Origin of the sequence: Streptomyces pallidus (ex Mingjun et al. 2026) (assembly GCF_051550185.1) — a bacterium.
Lineage (GTDB): Bacteria > Actinomycetota > Actinomycetes > Streptomycetales > Streptomycetaceae > Streptomyces.
The window spans coordinates 6,165,071-6,184,764 of the sequence record NZ_CP196181.1; the positions used below are offsets into that span (position 1 = coordinate 6,165,071).

The window sequence follows — 19,694 nt, forward strand, 5'->3', positions numbered from 1 at the left end:
GGGGGCACTGCGCCGGTGCGCTGGGTCATCATCGCCCCGACATGCTCGAGACATCGCAGGGTGAGCCGACGGTTCCCGCGCCGGCCGCGGCTCCCGCCCCCGTTGCCGAGGAGCCGCGAGGCTGCCTCTTCGCGCTTTCCCAGCCACCCCTGATGATCTTCCTAGGGGTGATCGGCACCCTGCTGCTGCTCGCCGCCGTGCACGACCTCTTCCTGCTCTGACGCCCCGGCGTCGGCCTCCTTGCGCCGCGCCCGGTACGCCGCCACGTGCAGCCGGTTCCCGCAGGTCCGGCTGTCGCAGTAGCGCCGCGAGCGGTTGCGGGACAGATCCACGAAGGCCCGCCGGCAGTCGGGGGCCTCGCAGCGGCGCAGTCGCTCCTGCTCGCCGGAGACCACGATGAAGGCCAGTGCCATGCCGCCGTCCGCCGCGAGGTGGTCGCCGAGCGAGGCGCCGGGGGCGAAGTAGTGGACGTGCCAGTCGTAGCCGTCGTGGTTGGTCAACTGGGGGGTCGTGCCGGCCGTGGCGACCAGTTCGTTGACCAGTCCGGCCGCGACGCGGGCGTTCGGCGCCGCGAAGATCTGGGCGAGCTTGCCGCGGACGGCGCGCACGCCGGCCAGGTCGCGGGCGCCCAGGTCGCCGACGTCACTGATCTTGTGCTCGCGGACGAACTCGCGCAGCGAACCGACGTCCGCGAGCCCGTCGGGCTGGTCCGCCTCGGCCGCGGTGTTCACCAGCGCGACGACGACGTCGAGCGCGCCACGGGTGTCGTGGGGGATCTGCACGGAACTCGCTCCCTGTGGCCGGGCCTGCGGCGACGGGCCGGTGCCGCCGCTTGGGGGCCGACTCTAGCCTCCACCGGTCGCCGCCGGGAGGTGCCCCGGTGTCGACGGCCGGTGCGGACAAGCACACCGGCGCCGCCCTCGCGGGAGGCTCCCGCGAGAACAGCGCCGGCACCGCCTATGTGGTTTTCCCCAGCCCGCACCGTCGCCCCGAGTCGGACGGTGCGCAGTGGTCCCCGGCTGCCGCCGGGGGCGCTCCCCGCGGGGGCTGGCTCAGCTCTCCGCCAGGATGTGCGAGAGCTCCTTGTCCAGGTCGAAGTGCCGGTGTTCGGTCCCGGGCGGGACCGCGGCGTCCGTGCGCTTGAGGAATGACTCGAGCGCCCGGGCGGGGGCTTCGAGCAGTGCTTCTCCCTCCGGTGAGCTCAGGGCGATGCAGACGACGCCCTGACCGTGGCTGCGGGACGGCCAGACGCGGACGTCCCCGGTTCCGGTGGGCCGGTGGAGACCCTCCGCGAGGAGGTCGCGGGCGAACACCCATTCGACCGTCTCCTCGGCGCCGGTGTGGAAGGTGGCGTGCACGGCGTAGGGATCGGCCGTGTCATACCGCAGGCCCGCGGGAACAGGCAGTGAGGACTCGCTCGACACAACGAGGCGCAGGTGCAGCTCGCAGCTGACCGTGGTGTTCATAAGCGCCAGGGCCTTTCGCTCAGTGTGCGCTCGGGGATTCGCACGTCGGCGAAATCGACATGCCACCTACGGTGCCGTTGTAAACCCCTCTGACCGTTTTGCGGACCTCTGGGTCACTCGGACGGCGGATCCACACCGCCATACCCGTGTGCTTCCGGCTCCGGTAGATTCGGGCCCATGAATACGGGGAGTGACCGCGAGGCCCGCGGGTCCGCAGCCGGCGAGCCCGGCACCGACGCCGGCGCCGAGAACGCCGCGACCACCACGGAGAAGACGCACGTGTCGAAGGCGCCCGCGTTCATCCGACGCAGCCGATCGCTGCACGTCAGCTGGCAGGTCGGCGTCTTCGTCGTCGGCCTCGCCGTGATCGCCGCGGGCGTGGCCATGCTCGTCCTGCCCGGTCCCGGATGGGTCGCGATCTTCGCGGGCCTGGCGATCTGGGCCACCGAGTTCGCCTGGGCCCACCTCGTCCTGGCCTGGACGAAGCGCAAGGTCACAGAAGCCGCACAGAAGGCCCTCGACCCGAAGGTGCGCCGCCGCAACATCATCCTGACCACCGTCGGGCTCGTGATCGCCGGCGCGCTGATCGGGTTCTACCTGTGGAAGTACGGCCTCACCATGCCGTGGGACCTCAAGGACCAGTGATGGTCAAAGAGCACCGCTGACATGGGGTAATGTTTGCGGTGTGCCCGGGCGATTAGCTCAGTGGGAGAGCACTTCGTTCACACCGAAGGGGTCACTGGTTCGAACCCAGTATCGCCCACCCGGACCGAGGGTCCGGAGACGTAGACCGTCTCCGGACCCTCGGTGTTTTTCACCGGAACGGCCGCACGGTGCAGGCCCCCTCGGGTGGCGGCCCACCGGCCCGGGACCCCTGGCAGCGGCCTCACCGGAAGCGGCCCAGCGCGGCCCGGAGCCGGCGCGCGTCCCGCAGCCGCTTCTCGTACGTCGCCCCGACCACCAGGAGCAGCAGCCCCGCCAGGGCCGGCGGCAGCCAGCGCGGCAGCACCCCGACCACCTGCACCACGTACGGGGCCAGCTCGTGCAGGGCCACCGCGGCCAGGACCCCGCCCCCCAGCAGCAGCGGGGCCTGGAGCCTGCGGTGCGCGCCCACCAGGGTCACCGCGAGCGCCGCCGCGCCGAGCAGCAGAGGCCGCAGCCAGTACGGGTCCTGCCAGGCCTCGACCAGGCCGGGCAGCAGCGTCGCCGCCAGCCCCGGCCCGTACGCCGTCCAGGACGAGGCCTCCGGGTCCCTGCGGCGGCGCAGCAGACCCACCGCCAGGGACGCGACCGTCACCGGCAGCGTGTACGCCTCCGTCACCGTCACCCCGGACACCCACAGCCGCAGCCACGCCGCCGCGACGCCCAGCACCGCCGCCGCCCAGCCCAGCCGGCGCCGCTCCGGCCGGACGGCCGCCCCCGCGCAGACCACCGCGGCCAGCGCACACGCCAGCGACAGCACCGCCGGATCCCGGCCGGCCACGGCGAGCGCCACCGCGCCCACCCCGGCCCCGGCCGCCTCCGTGGCCGTACGCACCCGGCCCCACCGCGGCCCCGCGGCCACCGGAGCCGCTGCCACCGCCAGCAGCGGCAGCGCCCACCAGGCCACCGCGACCCCCGCCAGCGCGCACACCGCCGCCACCGTCGCCGCCGCGAACCCGACGGCGCACACCGCCGCGCCCGCCCGCAGGTCCGCCGGGGCGCTGCGGTGCCGGGCCGCCGCGGAAGCCCCCGCACCGAGCAGCCCGAACACCGCGAACGTGGCCCAGCGCCCGTCCAGCGCGGCGAGGGCCACGTCCACGGCCCCGGCCGCGGCGCACACCGCTGCCACCCGTCCCACACCACCGGCCGCGACTCCGGCTCCGGCGGAGTCCGAGGAGCTCGCCGTGCCCGCGGCACCCGTCGTGCCCGTCACGCCCGTGCCGGCCGGGTTCCCGGCGCCGGTCGCCGTCCGCAGCGCGACCGCGGCGGCCGCCGCGGTGACCGCCAGCTGTGCGCCGAGCACCAGCGTCACCGGCAGGCCCCGGCCCATCGGTGCCGTGAACAGCCCGGCCCAGCCGCACACGACCGCGACCGCCCGCGCGGCCGCCGCCCCCGACACGCCCGCGCCGGCCGTTCCCGTACCGACCCCGTCCGGGCCTGCGGCGGCCGTCACCGTCCCGCCCGGGCGGGACGGGGGCAGGAGGCGGGCCGCGCACCATGCGGCCAGCGCTGCGATCAGCAGGGTCGCGACCGCGGGGGTGCCCGGGCCGGACGCCGCCACGCCGGCCGGGACCGCCGGGGTCCATGCCTCCCGGGCCACGGCCACGCGCGACAGCAGCGGCCCCAGGGTCGACGCGAGGCCCCACACGGCGGCCCCCGCCGAAACCACGGCTCCCGCCCGACCCAGCCCGCGCCGCACCGCCGCCGGCAGTGCGGCCACCGCGGCCGCGCCCAGCAGCGGCAGCGCGAGCAGCAGGCACACCACCACCGGCCAGCCCGTCGCCAGCTCCGGCCGGACCGGGCCGGCGAACGCCGCCACCGCCGCCAGGCCGCCCGCCAGCGCGGCGCCCGACGCGGCCGGCACCCGCCAGGCCACCGCGACGCCCAGCGCCGCGCACCCCGCGGCCAGCAGCGCGGGATCCACGGCCGCGGCCGCCGTCGCCGCCGTCAGCAGCTCCGGCAGCGCGCACAGCAGCGCCCCGGCGCCGCACACCGCCGCCAGGACCCACACCGCCGGAACCGTCCGGGCCGCCCGTGGCCACAGCCGTGCGGCGAAGCCCCCGGACACCGCCAGGACGCAGTCCAGGACCGCGGTCCCCAGCAGCGCCCAGCCGAGCCCCACCGGGCCCCGATCCGCGGCGAGCGCCGCCAGCGGCAGCGGGAGCTGCGCGGCGAGCACCGCCCCCGCGGCCGGGACCACCAGCCCCGGCAGCGCGACCGCGTACACCGCCCACACCACCGCCAGCACCGCCGACGCCGCGGCCGCGTACCCCGTACCACCGCTGCCCGGCAGGGCCACCGCGTGCACCGCGTACGCGTCCAGCACCGTCAGCAGCAGCCCGACCGCCGCCACCGACTCGGCCGTCGACCGCAGCCCGCGCCGCAGCAGCAGCGCCGGCGCGCCCAGGGCCGCCCCGGTCACCACGCCCAGCACCGCCGAGCGCCCCCCGATCCCCAGGGAACCCCAGCTGACCAGCGTGAACGCCAGAGCGGCCACCGCCAGCAGCACCGCACCCAGCGTCAGCAGCACGTTCTGCGCACCCCGGCCCGACGCCTCCGCCGCACGCACGGGCGGCGTGACCGGCATCCCGGACAGCGCCGCGGACGGCGCCGCAAGCTGTAGCAGCCAGGCCCGACGGTCGAGCAAGTACCCGCGCCGGGCATCGAGTTGCGCCAGCTCACGGTCGATCAGCGCCAGCTCCTCGGCGGGCGGCAGAGGCATGTTCATGCTCGGAGTGTGGCGCCGGTCACGCCCCGGGGGTATGGGCGCACGTACTCATTTCCGCGCTGAGTACGCCCCCAGCACCCGCCCCGCACGCCAGACTGAGGGCATGGACCGCAGCAGCCGCGCCCGGTGGAGCCGCTACCGCTTCCGCAGCCGGTGGGACCTCGACGCCCCGCCCGCCCACGTCTACGCCGTACTGGAGCAGGCCGACGACTACGGGACCTGGTGGCCGCAGGTCCGCGCGGTCGAGCGGATCGACGCGCACAGCAGCGCCCTGCGCATCCGCTCCGCCCTCCCGTACGAGATCCGGATCACAGCCGCCGAACTGCTGCGCGACCCCCGGCACCGGATCCTGGAGGCCGCCCTGCACGGCGACGTGGACGGCTGGGTGCGGTGGACCGTCCGCCCGCACCCGCGGGGCGGCGGCGGGACGCGGGTGCTCTACGAGCAGGAGGTCGAGCTGCGGCGGCCGCTGCTGCGCCGGCTGTCCCTGCCCGCGCGGCCGCTGTTCCGGCTCAACCACGCGCTGATGATGCGGGCCGGACGGCGCGCCCTGGCGGCCCGGCTGGCGCCCGGTGCGGACGCGGTTTGAACCAGACCCCGTGGCTCTTGTATTGTTCAGTGCGTTCCCGGGCGATTAGCTCAGCGGGAGAGCACTTCGTTCACACCGAAGGGGTCACTGGTTCGATCCCAGTATCGCCCACCGGGAGAGGCCGGTCCGTCGTACGACGGACCGGCCTTCCGCATTCCGGACCGTCCCAGGCCGCCCCCGGCCGTCCCGCACTCCGCCCGCCTCACGCCGCCGTCGACACCTCCGGCCGCAGCGGCCAGTGCGGATCCACCGCCTCCGGCGTGCCCTGCCGGGCGAACCACGCCTGCAGCCCGCGTGCCTGCGCCGCGTGCCACACCGCCTGCAGGGTGTGCAGTTCGGCCGGGGTGAGCCGCTCCAGCCGGCCCGCGAACCGCCGGCCCACCGCCCGTACGACCTCCAGCGAGGCCAGCGCGTCCGCCGCCGCGTCGTGCGCGCCCTCCAGCTCTATCCCGTAGTGCTCGCACAGGTCCGTCAACGTCCGCCGCCCCTTGCGGTACCGGTCCAGGTGCTTGTCCAGCACCCGCGGGTCCAGCACCGTCAGCGGCCGGTTGTCCAGGTACCGGGCCAGCGAGGACGCCCGGTGCCGGCGCAACTCCCGGTCCAGCAGGGTCAGGTCGAACGGAGCGTTCATCACCACCACCGGGCGGCCCGCGACCTGCTGCTCCGCCAGGGCCCGGGCTATCTCCTCCACGACCGGCGCCGGCCACCGGCCGTTGTGCTGGAGGTACTCGTCCGTCAGGCCGTGCACTTCCGTGGCCCCCGGCGGCACCGGCACCCCTGGATTGACCAGCCAGCGCGTCTGGCGGACCCGGCCGCCCGCGCACTCCTGCACGACGAGAGCGGCGGACACGATCCGGTCCTGCTCCACGTCCACCCCGGTCGTCTCCGTGTCGAATGCGGCCAGCGGGCCCTCGTACCAGCGTGTCATGGCGAACTCCTCGTCCACGATCGGCAGATGGGGCGTACGTCGAACACGCCACCCTTGCCCGAATCCGTGATACCCGGCCCGTTTGCGCCGTACGCCGTTTGCGGCCCGCCCGCTGGGGAGACAACCTCCCTGGGGGACCGCACACATGACCGGCCGTCACCCCACCCGCTCTCATCCGGCCACAGCCCGCAAGGGCACGGGGAGCATCCGGCCATGGCACTCACCCAGCCCGAACCGGGCGGGGTGCTGCAGGGGCGCACGGGTGCGCGCGACGAGGCGCGCCCCGCACCGCTGCGCGGCACACTCGCCACCACCGCCTGCATGGAGACCCTCCAAGTGGGATACCTGCACGCCGTCGCGGCCGCCGCCGGCTGCTCGCTGTCCCAGCCCTTCCCCGACAACGGCATCGACTGGCAGGTCAGCCACGGCGCCCCCGAGCACGTCGTGGACGACGAGGTCACCATCAAGGTGCAGCTGAAGGCGACCTACCAGATCCCGCCCGAACCCCCCGGCCCCTCCTTCGCCTTCACCCTCGACAACGAACACCTGGTGAAGCTGGCCCGCACCCCGGTCGCCGTGCACAAGATCCTCGTCGTGATGATCGTCCCGCGCGAGCGCGACCGATGGCTGTCCGCCGGGCACGACCGGCTCGACCTGCGGCACTGCTGCTACTGGACCAACCTCGCCGGGCACCCCGTGACCGGCCGGCGCCGCACCACCGTCCGGATCCCCACCACACGGATCTTCGACGACCGCGCGCTGTGCGAGATCATGACCCGCGTCGGGTCGGGAGGGACACCCTGATGCACCGTCCGCCACCGCGCCTCGAACCGCCCGCCGCCCTGCAGGAGTTCGGCGACCGCACCGGAGCGGGAACCCTCCCCGACCCCGCACGGGTCGACCCGGCCGTCTTCGGCGTCCTCCTGCGCCGGAACGGCTGGCGGCGCAGCGGCGGCGCAGCAGGACGCTACGGGCGCTGGACACCGCCCGCGCCCAGCCCGGCGGCCCGGACGGCCACCAGCATCCTCGTCCCGGAGTCCCGCGCCTTCTCCGACTGCACCGACCTGCTGGAGGAGGCGCTCGCCGCGCTCGCCCACGGCGGCCTGCCCTGCGCCCGAGAGGTGCTCCACGGGCTGAGCGTCCCCAGCGACGAGGTCCGCTGGGAGCGGCAGAACCCGCAGGTCCCCCGGACCCCGGGCCGCAACCAGCGGCCCCTGACCGTGGAGGACCACCTGCGCGCGGCCGCCCACGCCCTGCTGCTCGCCGGGGCGCTCGCGGCCCGGTCCACCGCCGGCTACTACGGGGCCCGGCACCGCCGGCAGGCCGAACGGGACCTGGACGCGGTGGTCGCCGGGCCGTCCTCCGCAGGCGGCCGGCTCACCGCCTACCTGCCCGTCGCGGGCGGCCGCGGCACCGTGACCCGGCTGCACCACGCCCTGCACGCGGCCCGCGAAGCCGTGGACTACCGGCGCACCGCCGGCGGGATGGAGGCCTTCGACGCGGCGGTCCGGGCCGGGGTCAGCCGGGAGCTCGCCGACGCGCTCATCGACCTCGTCAGCGGTTCGGAGGGGGCCCGGATCGCGCTGGCCTGGGCGCCGGCCGCCGGAGCACCCGCCGGGTGCGCGGCCCGCCCGGAACCGGTGGAGTTCTCCCCGGGCGACCTGCCCGCGCTCCGCGAGGCGTCGGCCCGCTACACCCGGCACGAGCCCTCCGTCCCCGTACAGATCACCGGCACGGTGGTCCGCATGCGCCGCACCACACCCGCGGTCGGCGGGGCGGTCCGCGTCCAGGTGCTGTCCGGGGCCGACGTGCCGGAGGTGCGAATGGCCCTGGACGAGCGGGCGTACCGGGTGGCCGGGCACGCCCACCTCGCCGGAGTGCCGATCAGGGTCACCGGGCGGCTCCAGCGCCGGGGCGGCTTCCGCCGCGTCACCGAGATCACCGACGTGCGGGCCGTCCCTCTGGACGAGGCCCAGCGCGACCGGCTGATCAAGTCGATGGACGAGTCCCTCGACCCGTCGGACGTCCTGGCCGCCGAGGACTAGGCGGTGGACCGGCCCGCGTGACCGGTGCGGGGGGCGAGGGTGAACGAGGCCATGACCAGGCCGGGCGCGGGGGAGAAGTCCGCCCCGCGGACGAAACCGAAGCGCTCGTACAGGGCCACCGCCGGGGCGTTCGCCGCGCCCGTCGACACGGTGACCGGCTGCTCGGCCGGCACCTGCGCCAGCAGCGCCCGCAGCAGCAGCGAGGCCACGCCCTGCCGGAAGAAGGCCGGGTCCGCGCACAGCCGGTCCACGCACACCGAGCCGTCCGGCTGCCGCTCCCAGGCCACGAATCCGGCGAGCGGCCCGTCCTCCACGCCCGCGTCCCCGCCGGCCACCGCCCCCAGCCAGCGCAGCGGCCGCGCCCGCAGCTCGGCGAGGCTCTCGCCCAGCGCCGGGATGCCGTCGAAGCCGATCAGCTCCGCCTCCACCGCGTACGCCGCCCGGCCGATGCGGTGCACGGCGGCCGCGGTCGCGTCGTGGCCCAGGTCCAGGGGCCGTACCGGCCAGGTCGTCGTCGCCATGCCCCCACGGTAGCGAACACGTGTTCACGCCGTGCGCGGAACAGGCATAACCGTTTCGCGGGCGGGCCGCCGCTCTCGGTACGATTCAGACGCGCAGCGTTCGCTGCCGCATCCCTTCAGTCAGGAGAAACCGGTGTCAGACGTCCGTGTGATCATCCAACGCGATTCCGAGCGGGACGAGCGCGTGGTGGCCACGGGCACTACTGCCGCCGACCTCTTCGCCGACGAGCGCACCGTGATCGCCGCGCGCGTGGCGGGCGAGCTCAAGGACCTCTCCTACGCCGTCCAGGACGGCGAGACCGTCGAGCCCGTGGAGATCTCCTCCCCGGACGGCCTCGACATCCTGCGCCACTCCACCGCCCACGTCATGGCGCAGGCCGTGCAGGAGCTCTTCCCCGAGGCCAAGCTGGGCATCGGCCCGCCGGTCCGGGACGGCTTCTACTACGACTTCGACGTCGCGACGCCCTTCACCCCCGATGACCTCAAGGCCATCGAGAAGCGGATGCAGGAGATCCAGAAGCGCGGCCAGAAGTTCTCCCGCCGCGTGGTCACCGACGAGGCGGCCCGCGAGGAGCTCGCCGACGAGCCCTACAAGCTGGAGCTCATCGGCATCAAGGGCTCCGCGTCGACCGACGACGGCGCGAACGTCGAGGTGGGCGCCGGCGAGCTGACCATCTACGACAACCTGGACGCCAAGACCGGCGAGCTGTGCTGGCGGGACCTCTGCCGCGGTCCCCACCTGCCCACCACCCGCAACATCCCGGCGTTCAAGCTCATGCGCAACGCGTCGGCGTACTGGCGCGGCAGCGAGAAGAACAAGCAGCTCCAGCGCATCTACGGCACCGCCTGGCCGTCGAAGGACGAGCTGAAGGCCCACCTCGACTTCCTCGCCGAGGCCGAGAAGCGCGACCACCGCCGCCTCGGCACCGAGCTGGACCTCTTCTCCGTCCCGGACGAGATCGGCTCCGGCCTGGCCGTCTTCCACCCCAAGGGCGGCATCATCCGCCGGGTCATGGAGGACTACAGCCGCAAGCGGCACGAGGAGGAGGACTACGAGTTCGTCTACTCGCCGCACGCCACCAAGGGCCAGCTCTTCGAGAAGAGCGGTCACCTGGACTGGTACGCGGAGGGCATGTACCCCCCCATGCAGCTCGACGGTGGTACCGACTACTACCTCAAGCCCATGAACTGCCCGATGCACAACCTGATCTTCGACGCCCGCGGGCGCTCGTACAGGGAACTGCCCCTGCGGTTGTTCGAATTCGGCACCGTGTACCGGTACGAGAAGTCCGGCGTGGTCCACGGCCTGACCCGCGCCCGCGGCTTCACCCAGGACGACGCGCACATCTACTGCACCCGCGAGCAGATGGCGGAGGAGCTGGACCGCACCCTCAGCTTCGTGCTGAACCTGCTGCGCGACTACGGCCTGACCGACTTCTACCTGGAACTGTCCACCAAGGACCCGGAGAAGTTCGTCGGCTCGGACGAGGCGTGGGAGGAGGCCACCGCCGTCCTCCAGCAGGTCGCCGAGAAGCAGGGCCTCCCGCTGACCCCTGACCCGGGCGGCGCGGCCTTCTACGGCCCGAAGATCTCCGTGCAGGCGCGCGACGCCATCGGCCGCACCTGGCAGATGTCGACCGTCCAGCTCGACTTCAACCTGCCGGAGCGCTTCGACCTGGAGTACACCGCGGCCGACGGCTCCCGCCAGCGCCCGGTCATGATCCACCGTGCGCTGTTCGGTAGCATCGAGCGGTTCTTCGCGGTGCTCCTGGAGCACTACGCGGGCGCCATGCCGCCGTGGCTCGCCCCGGTCCAGGCCGTCGGCATCCCGATCGGCGACGCGCACGTGGACTACCTGAAGGAGTTCGCAGCCGAGGCGAAGAAGAAGGGCCTGCGGGTCGAGGTGGACGCCTCCTCCGACCGCATGCAGAAGAAGATCCGGACCTGGCAGAAGCAGAAGGTCCCGTTCATGATCATCGTCGGTGACGACGACATGGCCGCGGGCACCGTCTCCTTCCGCTACCGCGACGGTTCGCAGGAGAACGGCATCCCGCGTGACGCGGCGCTGGCCAAGCTCGTTGACGTGGTGGAGCGCCGGGTCCAGGTGTGATCTGCTCCGCGCGTGAGCGGGGGTGATCCGGACCTGTGCCGTGGGCCACACCTACCCGCGACCTGCTCCCCGCGCCAGCGGGGCTGAAGCCCCCGGGAAGTCTCACTTCCCGGGGGTCTTCCCGTTCCGCGGGGGCCTCCTCTCGTCGCGTTCGAAGACCTGGACGAGCCACGACGAGAACGAGCCCGTCACCGCCCCCAGGAGCGCCATGCCGAAGGCCATCATGAGGGCGGCGATCGTGCGGCCCGCCCTCGTCACCGGGACCACGTCCCCGTACCCGACGGTCGTCAGCGTCGCGCACACCCACCAGACCGAGTCCCCGAAGGTGACGATGCTCGCCCCGGGGGCGTACCGCTCCTGCTGGTACACCGCCAGGGCGCCGGCGAAGCCCAGCAGCAGCGCGGCAGTCCCGGCGTACGCGACCACCCGCTGGTACAGGTCCATCCGCGGCTTGTCCCGCCGGCGCTGCAGGGCCATGTAGATCTGCACCAGCCGCAGCGGGCGCAGCAGCGGCAGCAGCAGGACCAGGGTGTCGAGCACGTGGGCGCGCAGGAAGCGCAGCGGGCGCAGGCCGCTCAGCCACATCCGGACCAGGTAGTCCACGAGGAAGCACAGCCAGGTGGTGCCGATGACGACGAGCGCGAGGGTGTGCACCCAGCCCTCCGCCGACGGGACGAGGACGTGGACGGCGTAGGCGGCGAGGTAGAGCAGCGAGGCGATCAGCAGGGGGACCTCGGTGAGGTCTTCCCAGCGCTGCCTGCGCTCGGCCGGTACTTCGTGCATCCGGCCAGGATCCCCGGCCGCGGGGCGATCTCCGCCCCGGCGACACGCCGCGCCACGACAAGGTCATATGCTGCATGACATGACGACTCAGCCGGAGCAGCAGAATGGCGTCGGGACGCAGGACTCGTTCCAGCGGCTGTGGACGCCCCACCGCATGGCCTACATCCAGGGCGAGAACAAGCCCAGCGGCCCGGAGGCCGGGGACGGTTGCCCCTTCTGCGGGATCCCGGAGATGTCCGACCGGGACGGCCTGGTCGTCGCGCGGGGCAAGCACGTCTACGCCGTGCTGAACCTCTACCCGTACAACGGCGGCCACCTGATGGTGGTCCCGTACCGGCACGTGGCCGACTACACGGAGTTGGACGCGGCCGAGACGGCCGAGCTGGCCGAACTGACCAAGCGGGCCATGGTCGCGCTGCGCAAGGCGTCCGGGGCGCACGGCTTCAACATCGGCATGAACCAGGGTTCGGCGGCGGGCGCGGGCATCGCCGCGCACCTGCACCAGCACATCGTGCCCCGCTGGGGCGGGGACACGAACTTCATGCCCGTGGTCGGCCACACGAAGGTGCTGCCGCAGCTGCTCGCCGACACCCGGCAGATGCTCGCCGACGCCTGGCCGAACGACTGAGCCGACCGGGCCGAAACGGTTCCGTCGGGTCCGGGTGCCGGCCGCGCGCCGCCTCCCGGACCACCCTCCGGGCCGGGCGGCCGCACCCCGAAGGGGCGCGGGGAACTGCGCGACCAGCCCCCACCGGCCCGTGGTTTCGCGGTCCGGCCGCCCGCGGAGCGCCTACGCGTCGTAGACGTCGGCCTTGCGCGGGGACGCGTCCTGGACCAGGCCGCTGACGATCATCGAGCGGTTGCCGAAGCGCTCGACGTCGACGCCGTTCTCGTCGAGGACCCGCATTGCGGCGGCGTGGACGGCGCGCAGCACCGGGGTCGCGGCGCGCAGCGCGTCGTCGGCCATGAAGCGGTTGCGCCACGGCTGGCCCGCCCACACGTGGCGGGCGCCGAAGGGCTCGGGCAGCACCAGCTTGCCGCCGAAGTAGTCCAGCAGCGGCGGGTACCAGGTCAGCGGGGCGCGGACGGCGAGCCGGACCACCTCCTGGGCGTCGACCAGGGGCAGCGGGCGCTCCACGGTCTCCCAGAACCGGATCGACTTGGGCACTTCCACCACCGGCGCCTTGGACTTCGTGCCGAACAGGCCGTGGACCGGGCCGAGGGCGTGGCCGGTGACCTCCACCCGCAGCGTCTTGTAGAGGACGGTCACCGTGACCAGCATGGTGATCACGAGCTGGCCGTCCCACAGCGGGTACTGGATGCCCAGGTAGTGCCGGTTGCCGCCGCTGAACTGCTGCTCGTTGCAGATGCGGGTGATCTCGTGCGGTTTGACGAGGAAGGTGTCCACGTCCGCGCCCGACGGGCGGGTCACCTCGGCGGCGCCCTCGCTGACCGGGGCGACGATCCAGTGCTGGACGGACGCGGGCGGGAGCCCGCCGGTGTGCAGCGGGCCGCGCTCCAGTTTGCGCAGTTCGGTGTCGATGGCCCTTATGACGTCCCAGCTGCGGAACGGGTGGATGTCCGCGCCCTCGGTCTTCGGGGTCAGTTCCTCGGCGAGCTGCCAGCTGCCCCAGCGGGTGCCCATGCCGAGGATCCCCTTCGGGCCGGCGTAGAAGACCGCGTTGCTGCGGTTCTCGGCGGTGAGCTTGGCCAGGGCGTGGCGCAGGTCCTCACGGGCCTTCTCGTCGGGGTTGCCGGGCACCGCTTCGGGGATCTTGGCGCCGATGCCGTCGCCGGAGAGCAGGCCGTCCCAGCGGGAGCGCAGGTCGGCGGCGGTGGACTCGCAGATGCGGCGGGCGAGGAACCAGCCGAGCGCGGGGACGATGATCATGCCGCGCAGGTAGAGGCCGAGGAAGCCGTCGAACGGCAGCCGGAACATCATGACGGCTGCGAGGACGCCGATGCCGACGAGGACGAGGGTGCTCATCCAGGAGGCGTACTTCTCGCTGCCGAGCAGGCTCTTGCGGAGCTGGAACAGGCCCAGCCACAGCAGCAGGCCGGGGAGGAAGACCACCCCGGCGACCAGCATGATCAGGCGCAGCTTGCGGTCGCGTTCCCTGCGGATGTGGGAGGCGGCCAGGCAGTGTTCCACGACGGTCTGCGGGTCGGCGCCGAAGGACTGGATGATCGGCTTGCGGCCGCCCGGGAGGGTCCGGGCCTCCACGGCGCGGCAGAAGGCCTCGCCGAGGTTCGGCTCGAAGAGGGAGATTCTCGGCGGCTTGATGGTGGAGGAGTGGTACTCGTTGTTCGCTTCGAGCAGGGAGGACAGCTTGGTGTCCTTCCCGCCGTCGCGGTAGGCCGCCGAGGCGAGGGCGTTGGTCGCGGCGGTCTGGCCGCCACCGCCCTGGAGAGGGATCTGCGCCCCCGGCCTGAAGTCGAATCCGTCGTCCGCCACCGCTGCCCCCATCGCTGTGCGTCGTGCCGTCGTGCGCGGATGAGCCTATCGGCGTATCTGCCCCCACGGTCATGGGACAGGGAAATGCCGCCCGCCGCAAGCGGGTTGGTCGGGCGGCTCCCTGGCACTACGTCAGAGTGCTTCCCTTCTCCAGCTGTTCGCGCACCTTGTCGGCGATGTGCGGGGGCATCGGTTCGTGCCGGGCGTAGGTGCGGGTGAAGCTGCCGGTGCCGTGCGAGACGGAGCGCAGGTCGATCGCGTAGCGGCTGATCTCGATCTCGGGGATGTCGGCGCGGACCAGGGTGCGTCCCAGGGCGGCCTGCTCGGTGCCGACGACGCGGCCGCGCCGGCCGGCGAGATCGCTCATGACGGGGCCGACGTAGTCGTCGGGCACGAGGACGGTGAGTTCGGCGACGGGTTCGAGGAGGTGGATGGGGACTTCGGCGGCGGCCTCGCGCAGGGCGAGCGCGCCGGCGGTTTGGAAGGCGGCGTCGGAGGAGTCCACGGAGTGGGCCTTGCCGTCGCGGAGGGTGACCCGGACGTCGACGAGGGGGTAGCCGGCGGCCACGCCGCGGGCGGCCTGGTGCCGTACGCCCTTCTCGACGGAGGGGATGAACTGCCGGGGCACGGCGCCGCCGACGACCTTGTCGACGAACTCGATGCCGCTGCCCGCCGGGAGGGGCTCGACCTCGATCTCGCAGATGGCGAACTGGCCGTGGCCGCCGGACTGTTTGACGTGCCGGCCCCGGCCGGCGGCCTTCGCGCCGAAGGTCTCGCGCAGGCTGACCTTGTGGGGGACCGGGTCGACCTGGACGCCGTAGCGGGTGCGCAGGCGTTCGAGGGCGACGTCCTGGTGGGCTTCGCCCAGGCACCACAGGACCAGCTGGTGGGTGTCCGGGTTCTGCTCCAGCCGCATGGTGGGGTCCTCGGCGACGAGGCGGGCCAGGCCCTGGGAGAGCTTGTCCTCGTCGGCCTTGCTGTGGGCCTCGATGGCGATCGGGAGGAGCGGGTCGGGCATCCGCCAGGGCTCCATCAGCAGGGGGCCGTCCTTGGCGGAGAGTGTGTCGCCGGTTTCGGCGCGGCCCAGTTTGGCCACGCAGGCCAGGTCGCCGGCGATGACCTGGGTGAGGGGGCGCTGCTGTTTTCCGAAGGGGGAGGTGAGGGCGCCGATGCGCTCGTCGACGTCGTGGTCCTCGTGGCCGCGGTCGGCGAGGCCGTGGCCGCTGACGTGGACGGTCTGCTCGGGGCGGAGGGTGCCGGAGAAGACCCGCACGAGGGAGATGCGGCCGACGTAGGGGTCGGAGGAGGTCTTGACGACCTCGGCGACGAGGGGGCCGTCGGGGTCGCAGGTGGCGGCGGGGCGTTCGGCGCCGTCGGGGGTGGTGACGGGGACGGGGGCGGCTTCGAGGGGGGTGGGGAAGCCGCCGGTGATCAGTTCGAGGAGTTCGACGGTGCCGAGTCCCTGGCGGGCGCCGTCCGCGGCGGGCGCGGCCATGAGGACCGGGTGGAAGGTCCCGCGGGCGACGGCGCGCTCCAGGTCGTCGACGAGGGTCTTGATGTCGATGTCCTCACCGCCGAGGTAGCGGTCCATGAGGGTCTCGTCCTCGCTCTCGGCGATGATTCCCTCGATCAGGCGGGCGCGGGCCTCCGCGATCTGTTCGAGCTCCCCGGGGGTGGGGTCGCGTTCGACGCGGGATCCGCTGTCGTACTCGTACACCCGTTGGGAGAGCAGCCCGAGCAGGCCGGTGACGGGTGCGTGCCCGTCGGGCCCGGCGGGCCCGTACAGCGGGAGGTAGAGGGGGACGACGGCGTCGGGGTCGTCGGCGCCGAAGGCCTCCCCGCAGACCGAGGCCATCTGGGCGTAGTCGGCGCGGGCCGCCTCCAGATGGGTGACGACGATGGCGCGGGGCATGCCGACGGCCTGGCACTCCTCCCAGAGCATGCGGGTGGCGCCGTCGATGCCGTCCGAGGAGGAGACGACGAAGAGGGCCGCGTCCGCGGCGCGCAGACCGGCCCTGAGCTCGCCGACGAAGTCGGCGTATCCGGGGGTGTCCAGGATGTTGACCTTGACCCCGCCCCATTCGACGGGGACGAGGGAGAGCTGCACGGAACGCTGCTGGCGGTGCTCGATCTCGTCGTAATCGGAGACGGTGGCCCCGTCCTCGACCCGGCCCGCCCTGGTCACGGCTCCGGCGGTGAGGGCGAGGGCTTCGACGAGCGTGGTCTTGCCGGCTCCGCTGTGGCCGACCAGCACGACGTTCCGTACGGACGAGGGCCGGTCGGCCGTCGGTGCCCTGCCGGCGGCTCCGGCTTGGTGTGATGTGGCTCCCATGATGCTCGTGCCTCCCGGGGTGACGGTGAGGAGGTGATCGGCGTCCTTCGAGCTTTGCACCGGCGTCACTCTGCGTCCATATGTAATACGCGCCGCCGTCCGGCGCACGGCGGGCGCGTGGCCGGACCGGTCCCGGTCGATCGCCCGGCACGAAACCGGTGGGTGCGCGGGTATGTCGCCCCGGGCCGCTGGCTACGATGGGCCAGCCGGTGGCCGACGGGGCCGTACGGCCCAGCGACCCTCCGGGAAGGCCATGCTGAACAAGTACGCGCGTGCGTTCTTCACGCGTGTTCTCACGCCATTCGCCGCTTTTCTCCTCCGGCGGGGGGTGAGCCCGGACGCGGTCACGCTCATCGGCACGGCCGGGGTGGTGGCCGGGGCCCTCGTCTTCTTCCCGCGGGGCGAGTTCTTCTGGGGCACCATCACCATCACGCTCTTCGTCTTCTCCGACCTGGTGGACGGGAACATGGCCCGCCAGGCCGGGGTCTCCAGCCGCTGGGGCGCCTTCCTCGACTCCACCCTCGACCGGGTCGCCGACGCGGCGATCTTCGGTGGTCTCGCGCTGTGGTACGCGGGTCTGGGCGACGACAACGCGCTGTGCGCGGTGGCGATCTTCTGCCTGGCCAGCGGCCAGGTCGTCTCGTACACCAAGGCCCGGGGCGAGTCGATCGGCCTGCCGGTGGCGGTCAACGGGCTCGTCGAGCGCGCCGAGCGGCTGGTGATCTCGCTGGTCGCGGCCGGGCTGTCCGGGCTGCAGACCTTCGGCGCGCCCTCGTGGCTCGGCGTGCTGCTGCCCGTCGCGCTGTGGGTGGTGGCGGCCGGCTCGCTGGTCACGCTGATCCAGCGCGTGGTCACCGTGCGCCGGGAGGCCGCCGAGGCCGATGCCGCGGCCGCCGCGTCCGGGCCGGGTGCGGCCTGATGGGCGCGGCACAGGACCGCCTGGTCGACGGGCTGTACGGGCTCGGCTGGGCCGGCGTGAAGAAGCTGCCCGAGCCGGCGGCCGTGGCCCTCGGCCGGCGGATCGCCGATGTCGCGTGGCGGCGCCGCGGCAAGGGCGTGCTGCGGCTGGAGGCGAACCTCGCCCGGGTCGTGCCGGAGGCCGGGCCCGAGCGGCTCCGGGAGCTGTCGCAGGCGGGCATGCGCTCGTACATGCGGTACTGGATGGAGTCGTTCCGGCTGCCGGCGATGGACCCGGCGCGGTTCGGCACCGACGTGTCCATCAAGGACGACCACATCCTCAAGGAGGCCGTCGCCTCCGGCCGGGGGGTCGTCGTCGCCCTGCCCCACCTGGCCAACTGGGACCTCGCCGGCGCCTGGGTCACCGGGCACCTCGGCATCCCCTTCACCACCGTCGCCGAGCGGCTGAAGCCCGAGTCGCTCTACGACCGCTTCGTCGCCTACCGCGAGAGCCTCGGGATGGAGGTGCTGCCGCACAGCGGCGGCGCCGCCTTCGGCACGCTCGCCCGCCGGCTCCGTGCCGGTGGCCTGATCTGCCTCGTCGCCGACCGGGACCTGTCCGCGTCCGGGGTCGAGGTGGACTTCTTCGGCGCGACCGCCCGGATGCCGGCCGGACCGGCCCTGCTCGCGCAGCAGACCGGCGCGGCCCTGCTGCCCGTCACCCTGTACTACGGGGACACGCCCAAGCTGTGCGGCCGGATCCACCCCGAGGTGGAGGTCCCCGGGACCGGGACCCGGACCGAGAAGACCGCCGCCATGACGCAGGCGGTGGCCGACGCCTTCGCGCAGGGCATCGCCGACCACCCGCAGGACTGGCACATGCTCCAGCGGCTGTGGCTGGACGACCTGGAGGAGCGCTCCGCGTGAAGATCGGCATTGTCTGCCCGTACTCGTGGGACGTGCCCGGCGGCGTCCAGTTCCACATCCGGGACCTCGCCGAGCACCTGATCCGCCTCGGCCACGACGTGTCGGTGCTCGCCCCGGCGGACGACGAGACCCCCCTCCCGCCGTACGTGGTCTCGGCCGGGCGGGCGGTGCCGGTCCCCTACAACGGCTCGGTGGCGCGGCTGAACTTCGGGTTCCTGTCGGCGGCGCGGGTGCGGCGCTGGCTGCACGACGGCGTCTTCGACGTGATCCACATCCACGAGCCGGCCTCGCCGTCGCTGGGGCTGCTCTCCTGCTGGGCCGCACAGGGCCCGATCGTGGCCACCTTCCACACCTCGAACCCGCGGTCCCGGGCCATGATCGCGGCGTACCCGATCCTCCAGCCGGCGCTGGAGAAGATCAGCGCGCGGATCGCGGTCAGCGAGTACGCGCGGCGCACCCTCGTGGAGCACCTCGGCGGGGACGCCGTGGTGATCCCGAACGGCGTCGACGTGGACTTCTTCGCCTCCGCCGAGCCGAAGGCCGAATGGGCCGGGCGGACCCTCGGGTTCATCGGGCGCATCGACGAGCCGCGCAAGGGCCTTCCGGTGCTGATGGCGGCGTTCCCGCGGATCGCCGCGGAGTGCCCCGACGTCCGGCTCCTCGTCGCGGGGCGGGGCGACGAGGAGGAGGCCGTGGCCGCCCTACCCGCCGAACTGCGCTCCCGCGTGGAGTTCCTCGGCATGGTCTCGGACGAGGACAAGGCGCGGCTGCTGCGCAGCGTCGACGTGTACGTCGCCCCCAACACCGGCGGCGAGAGCTTCGGGATCATCCTCGTCGAGGCCCTCTCGGCCGGGGCCGCCGTCCTGGCCTCCGACCTGGACGCGTTCGCCCAGGTCCTGGACCAGGGCGCGGCGGGCGAGCTGTTCGCGAACGAGGACGCCGACGCGCTGGCCGCGGCCGCGGTGAAGCTGCTGCGCGATCCCGGGCGGCGGGCGGAGCTCAGCGCGCGCGGCTCCGCGCACGTGCGCCGCTTCGACTGGTCGACGGTCGGGGCCGACATCCTCGCCGTCTACGAGACCGTGACCGACGGAGCCTCGGCCGTGGCCACCGACGAGCGCGTGTCCCTGCGGTCCCGGCTGGGCCTCACCCGCGACCCGTCGGCCTGATCCGGTTCCGCTGCCCGGCCCGATGCCGTTTCCGTTCCCGGTCCG

General features: G+C 73.6%; 18 protein-coding genes and 2 tRNA genes. 12 read left to right on the plus strand and 8 right to left on the minus strand.

Annotated features, from left to right (window positions below; genetic code table 11):
• The first annotated feature begins 41 nt into the window (after positions 1-41).
• Entirely contained in the window at positions 42-221 is a 180-nt protein-coding gene (locus tag ACSHWO_RS27360; protein WP_256987697.1) for a hypothetical protein, read from the plus strand.
• Here the strand turns inward: ACSHWO_RS27360 and ACSHWO_RS27365 are convergent.
• Complete coding sequence (locus ACSHWO_RS27365) at positions 162-782, minus strand: CGNR zinc finger domain-containing protein (protein WP_361091670.1); 621 nt, start codon at positions 780-782, stop codon at positions 162-164. The two genes, ACSHWO_RS27360 and ACSHWO_RS27365, sit on opposite strands and share 60 nt — an antisense overlap.
• A 270-nt stretch (positions 783-1,052) precedes the next feature.
• A complete protein-coding gene (locus ACSHWO_RS27370) occupies positions 1,053-1,466 on the minus strand; it encodes an SsgA family sporulation/cell division regulator (protein WP_030011909.1) in 414 nt (137 codons plus the stop codon).
• A 177-nt stretch (positions 1,467-1,643) separates the two neighbouring features.
• Here ACSHWO_RS27370 and ACSHWO_RS27375 point away from each other — a divergent pair, with 177 nt between their 5' ends.
• Together ACSHWO_RS27375 and ACSHWO_RS27380 are read left to right on the plus strand one after the other, a co-directional pair.
• Positions 1,644-2,111: a TIGR02611 family protein gene (locus ACSHWO_RS27375; protein ID WP_438315835.1), complete on the plus strand. Its 468-nt coding sequence runs from the start codon at positions 1,644-1,646 to the stop codon at positions 2,109-2,111.
• A 46-nt stretch (positions 2,112-2,157) separates the two neighbouring features.
• Positions 2,158-2,229 (plus strand) — tRNA-Val (locus tag ACSHWO_RS27380).
• Positions 2,230-2,352: 123 nt separating this feature from the next.
• On the opposite strand, the gene ACSHWO_RS27385 is transcribed toward ACSHWO_RS27380, so the two are convergent.
• Positions 2,353-4,896 (minus strand): SCO7613 C-terminal domain-containing membrane protein, encoded by a 2,544-nt coding sequence (locus ACSHWO_RS27385; RefSeq protein ID WP_438315838.1) that lies wholly within the window; start codon positions 4,894-4,896, stop codon positions 2,353-2,355.
• A gap of 103 nt (positions 4,897-4,999) precedes the next feature.
• Here ACSHWO_RS27385 and ACSHWO_RS27390 point away from each other — a divergent pair, with 103 nt between their 5' ends.
• Complete coding sequence (locus ACSHWO_RS27390; RefSeq protein ID WP_438315841.1) at positions 5,000-5,485, plus strand: SRPBCC family protein; 486 nt, start codon at positions 5,000-5,002, stop codon at positions 5,483-5,485.
• A gap of 39 nt (positions 5,486-5,524) precedes the next feature.
• Positions 5,525-5,596 (plus strand) — tRNA-Val (locus ACSHWO_RS27395).
• A gap of 91 nt (positions 5,597-5,687) precedes the next feature.
• Here the strand turns inward: ACSHWO_RS27395 and ACSHWO_RS27400 are convergent.
• A complete protein-coding gene (locus ACSHWO_RS27400; protein WP_361091657.1) occupies positions 5,688-6,413 on the minus strand; it encodes a 3'-5' exonuclease in 726 nt (241 codons plus the stop codon).
• Between the two features lie 213 nt (positions 6,414-6,626).
• Between ACSHWO_RS27400 and ACSHWO_RS27405 the strand changes: the two genes are divergently transcribed.
• Together ACSHWO_RS27405 and ACSHWO_RS27410 are read left to right on the plus strand one after the other, a co-directional pair.
• Positions 6,627-7,217: a DUF4365 domain-containing protein gene (locus tag ACSHWO_RS27405; protein ID WP_361091654.1), complete on the plus strand. Its 591-nt coding sequence runs from the start codon at positions 6,627-6,629 to the stop codon at positions 7,215-7,217.
• Complete coding sequence (locus tag ACSHWO_RS27410) at positions 7,214-8,458, plus strand: hypothetical protein (RefSeq protein WP_438319287.1); 1,245 nt, start codon at positions 7,214-7,216, stop codon at positions 8,456-8,458. The genes ACSHWO_RS27405 and ACSHWO_RS27410 overlap by 4 nt, the downstream gene beginning before the upstream one ends.
• Here ACSHWO_RS27410 and ACSHWO_RS27415 read toward each other — a convergent pair.
• Positions 8,455-8,979, minus strand: a complete 525-nt coding sequence (locus tag ACSHWO_RS27415; RefSeq protein ID WP_438315845.1) for a GNAT family N-acetyltransferase — start codon at positions 8,977-8,979, stop codon at positions 8,455-8,457. The two genes, ACSHWO_RS27410 and ACSHWO_RS27415, sit on opposite strands and share 4 nt — an antisense overlap.
• Positions 8,980-9,112: 133 nt before the next feature.
• Between ACSHWO_RS27415 and thrS the strand changes: the two genes are divergently transcribed.
• Positions 9,113-11,089 carry a threonine--tRNA ligase gene (thrS, locus tag ACSHWO_RS27420; RefSeq protein ID WP_438315848.1) on the plus strand — a complete coding sequence of 659 codons (1,977 nt, stop codon included), beginning with the start codon at positions 9,113-9,115 and terminating at the stop codon, positions 11,087-11,089.
• 102 nt (positions 11,090-11,191) lie between these two features.
• Here the strand turns inward: thrS and ACSHWO_RS27425 are convergent, their stop codons facing one another.
• Positions 11,192-11,872, minus strand: a complete 681-nt coding sequence (locus tag ACSHWO_RS27425) for a potassium channel family protein (RefSeq protein ID WP_438315851.1) — start codon at positions 11,870-11,872, stop codon at positions 11,192-11,194.
• A gap of 67 nt (positions 11,873-11,939) precedes the next feature.
• Between ACSHWO_RS27425 and ACSHWO_RS27430 the strand changes: the two genes are divergently transcribed.
• Positions 11,940-12,500, plus strand: coding sequence for an HIT family protein (locus tag ACSHWO_RS27430; protein ID WP_361091638.1), 561 nt, complete (start codon positions 11,940-11,942; stop codon positions 12,498-12,500).
• Positions 12,501-12,662: 162 nt separating this feature from the next.
• On the opposite strand, the gene ACSHWO_RS27435 is transcribed toward ACSHWO_RS27430, so the two are convergent.
• Together ACSHWO_RS27435 and ACSHWO_RS27440 are read right to left on the minus strand one after the other, a co-directional pair.
• Complete coding sequence (locus ACSHWO_RS27435) at positions 12,663-14,327, minus strand: hypothetical protein (RefSeq protein WP_438315854.1); 1,665 nt, start codon at positions 14,325-14,327, stop codon at positions 12,663-12,665.
• Between the two features lie 127 nt (positions 14,328-14,454).
• Entirely contained in the window at positions 14,455-16,659 is a 2,205-nt protein-coding gene (locus tag ACSHWO_RS27440; RefSeq protein WP_361091632.1) for an elongation factor G-like protein EF-G2, read from the minus strand.
• A 253-nt stretch (positions 16,660-16,912) separates the two neighbouring features.
• On the opposite strand from ACSHWO_RS27440, the gene pgsA reads away from it, so the two are divergent.
• The 3 genes from pgsA to ACSHWO_RS27455 are packed head-to-tail and all read left to right on the plus strand — an operon-like array spanning position 16,913 to position 19,649.
• A complete protein-coding gene (gene pgsA, locus ACSHWO_RS27445; RefSeq protein WP_361091629.1) occupies positions 16,913-17,578 on the plus strand; it encodes a phosphatidylinositol phosphate synthase in 666 nt (221 codons plus the stop codon).
• On the plus strand, positions 17,578-18,483 hold the full coding sequence (locus ACSHWO_RS27450; RefSeq protein WP_361091626.1) for a phosphatidylinositol mannoside acyltransferase: 906 nt from the start codon (positions 17,578-17,580) through the stop codon (positions 18,481-18,483). Before pgsA ends, ACSHWO_RS27450 begins: the two co-directional genes overlap by 1 nt.
• Positions 18,480-19,649: a glycosyltransferase family 4 protein gene (locus ACSHWO_RS27455; protein ID WP_361091624.1), complete on the plus strand. Its 1,170-nt coding sequence runs from the start codon at positions 18,480-18,482 to the stop codon at positions 19,647-19,649. The genes ACSHWO_RS27450 and ACSHWO_RS27455 overlap by 4 nt, the downstream gene beginning before the upstream one ends.
• The last annotated feature ends 45 nt before the right edge of the window (positions 19,650-19,694 follow it).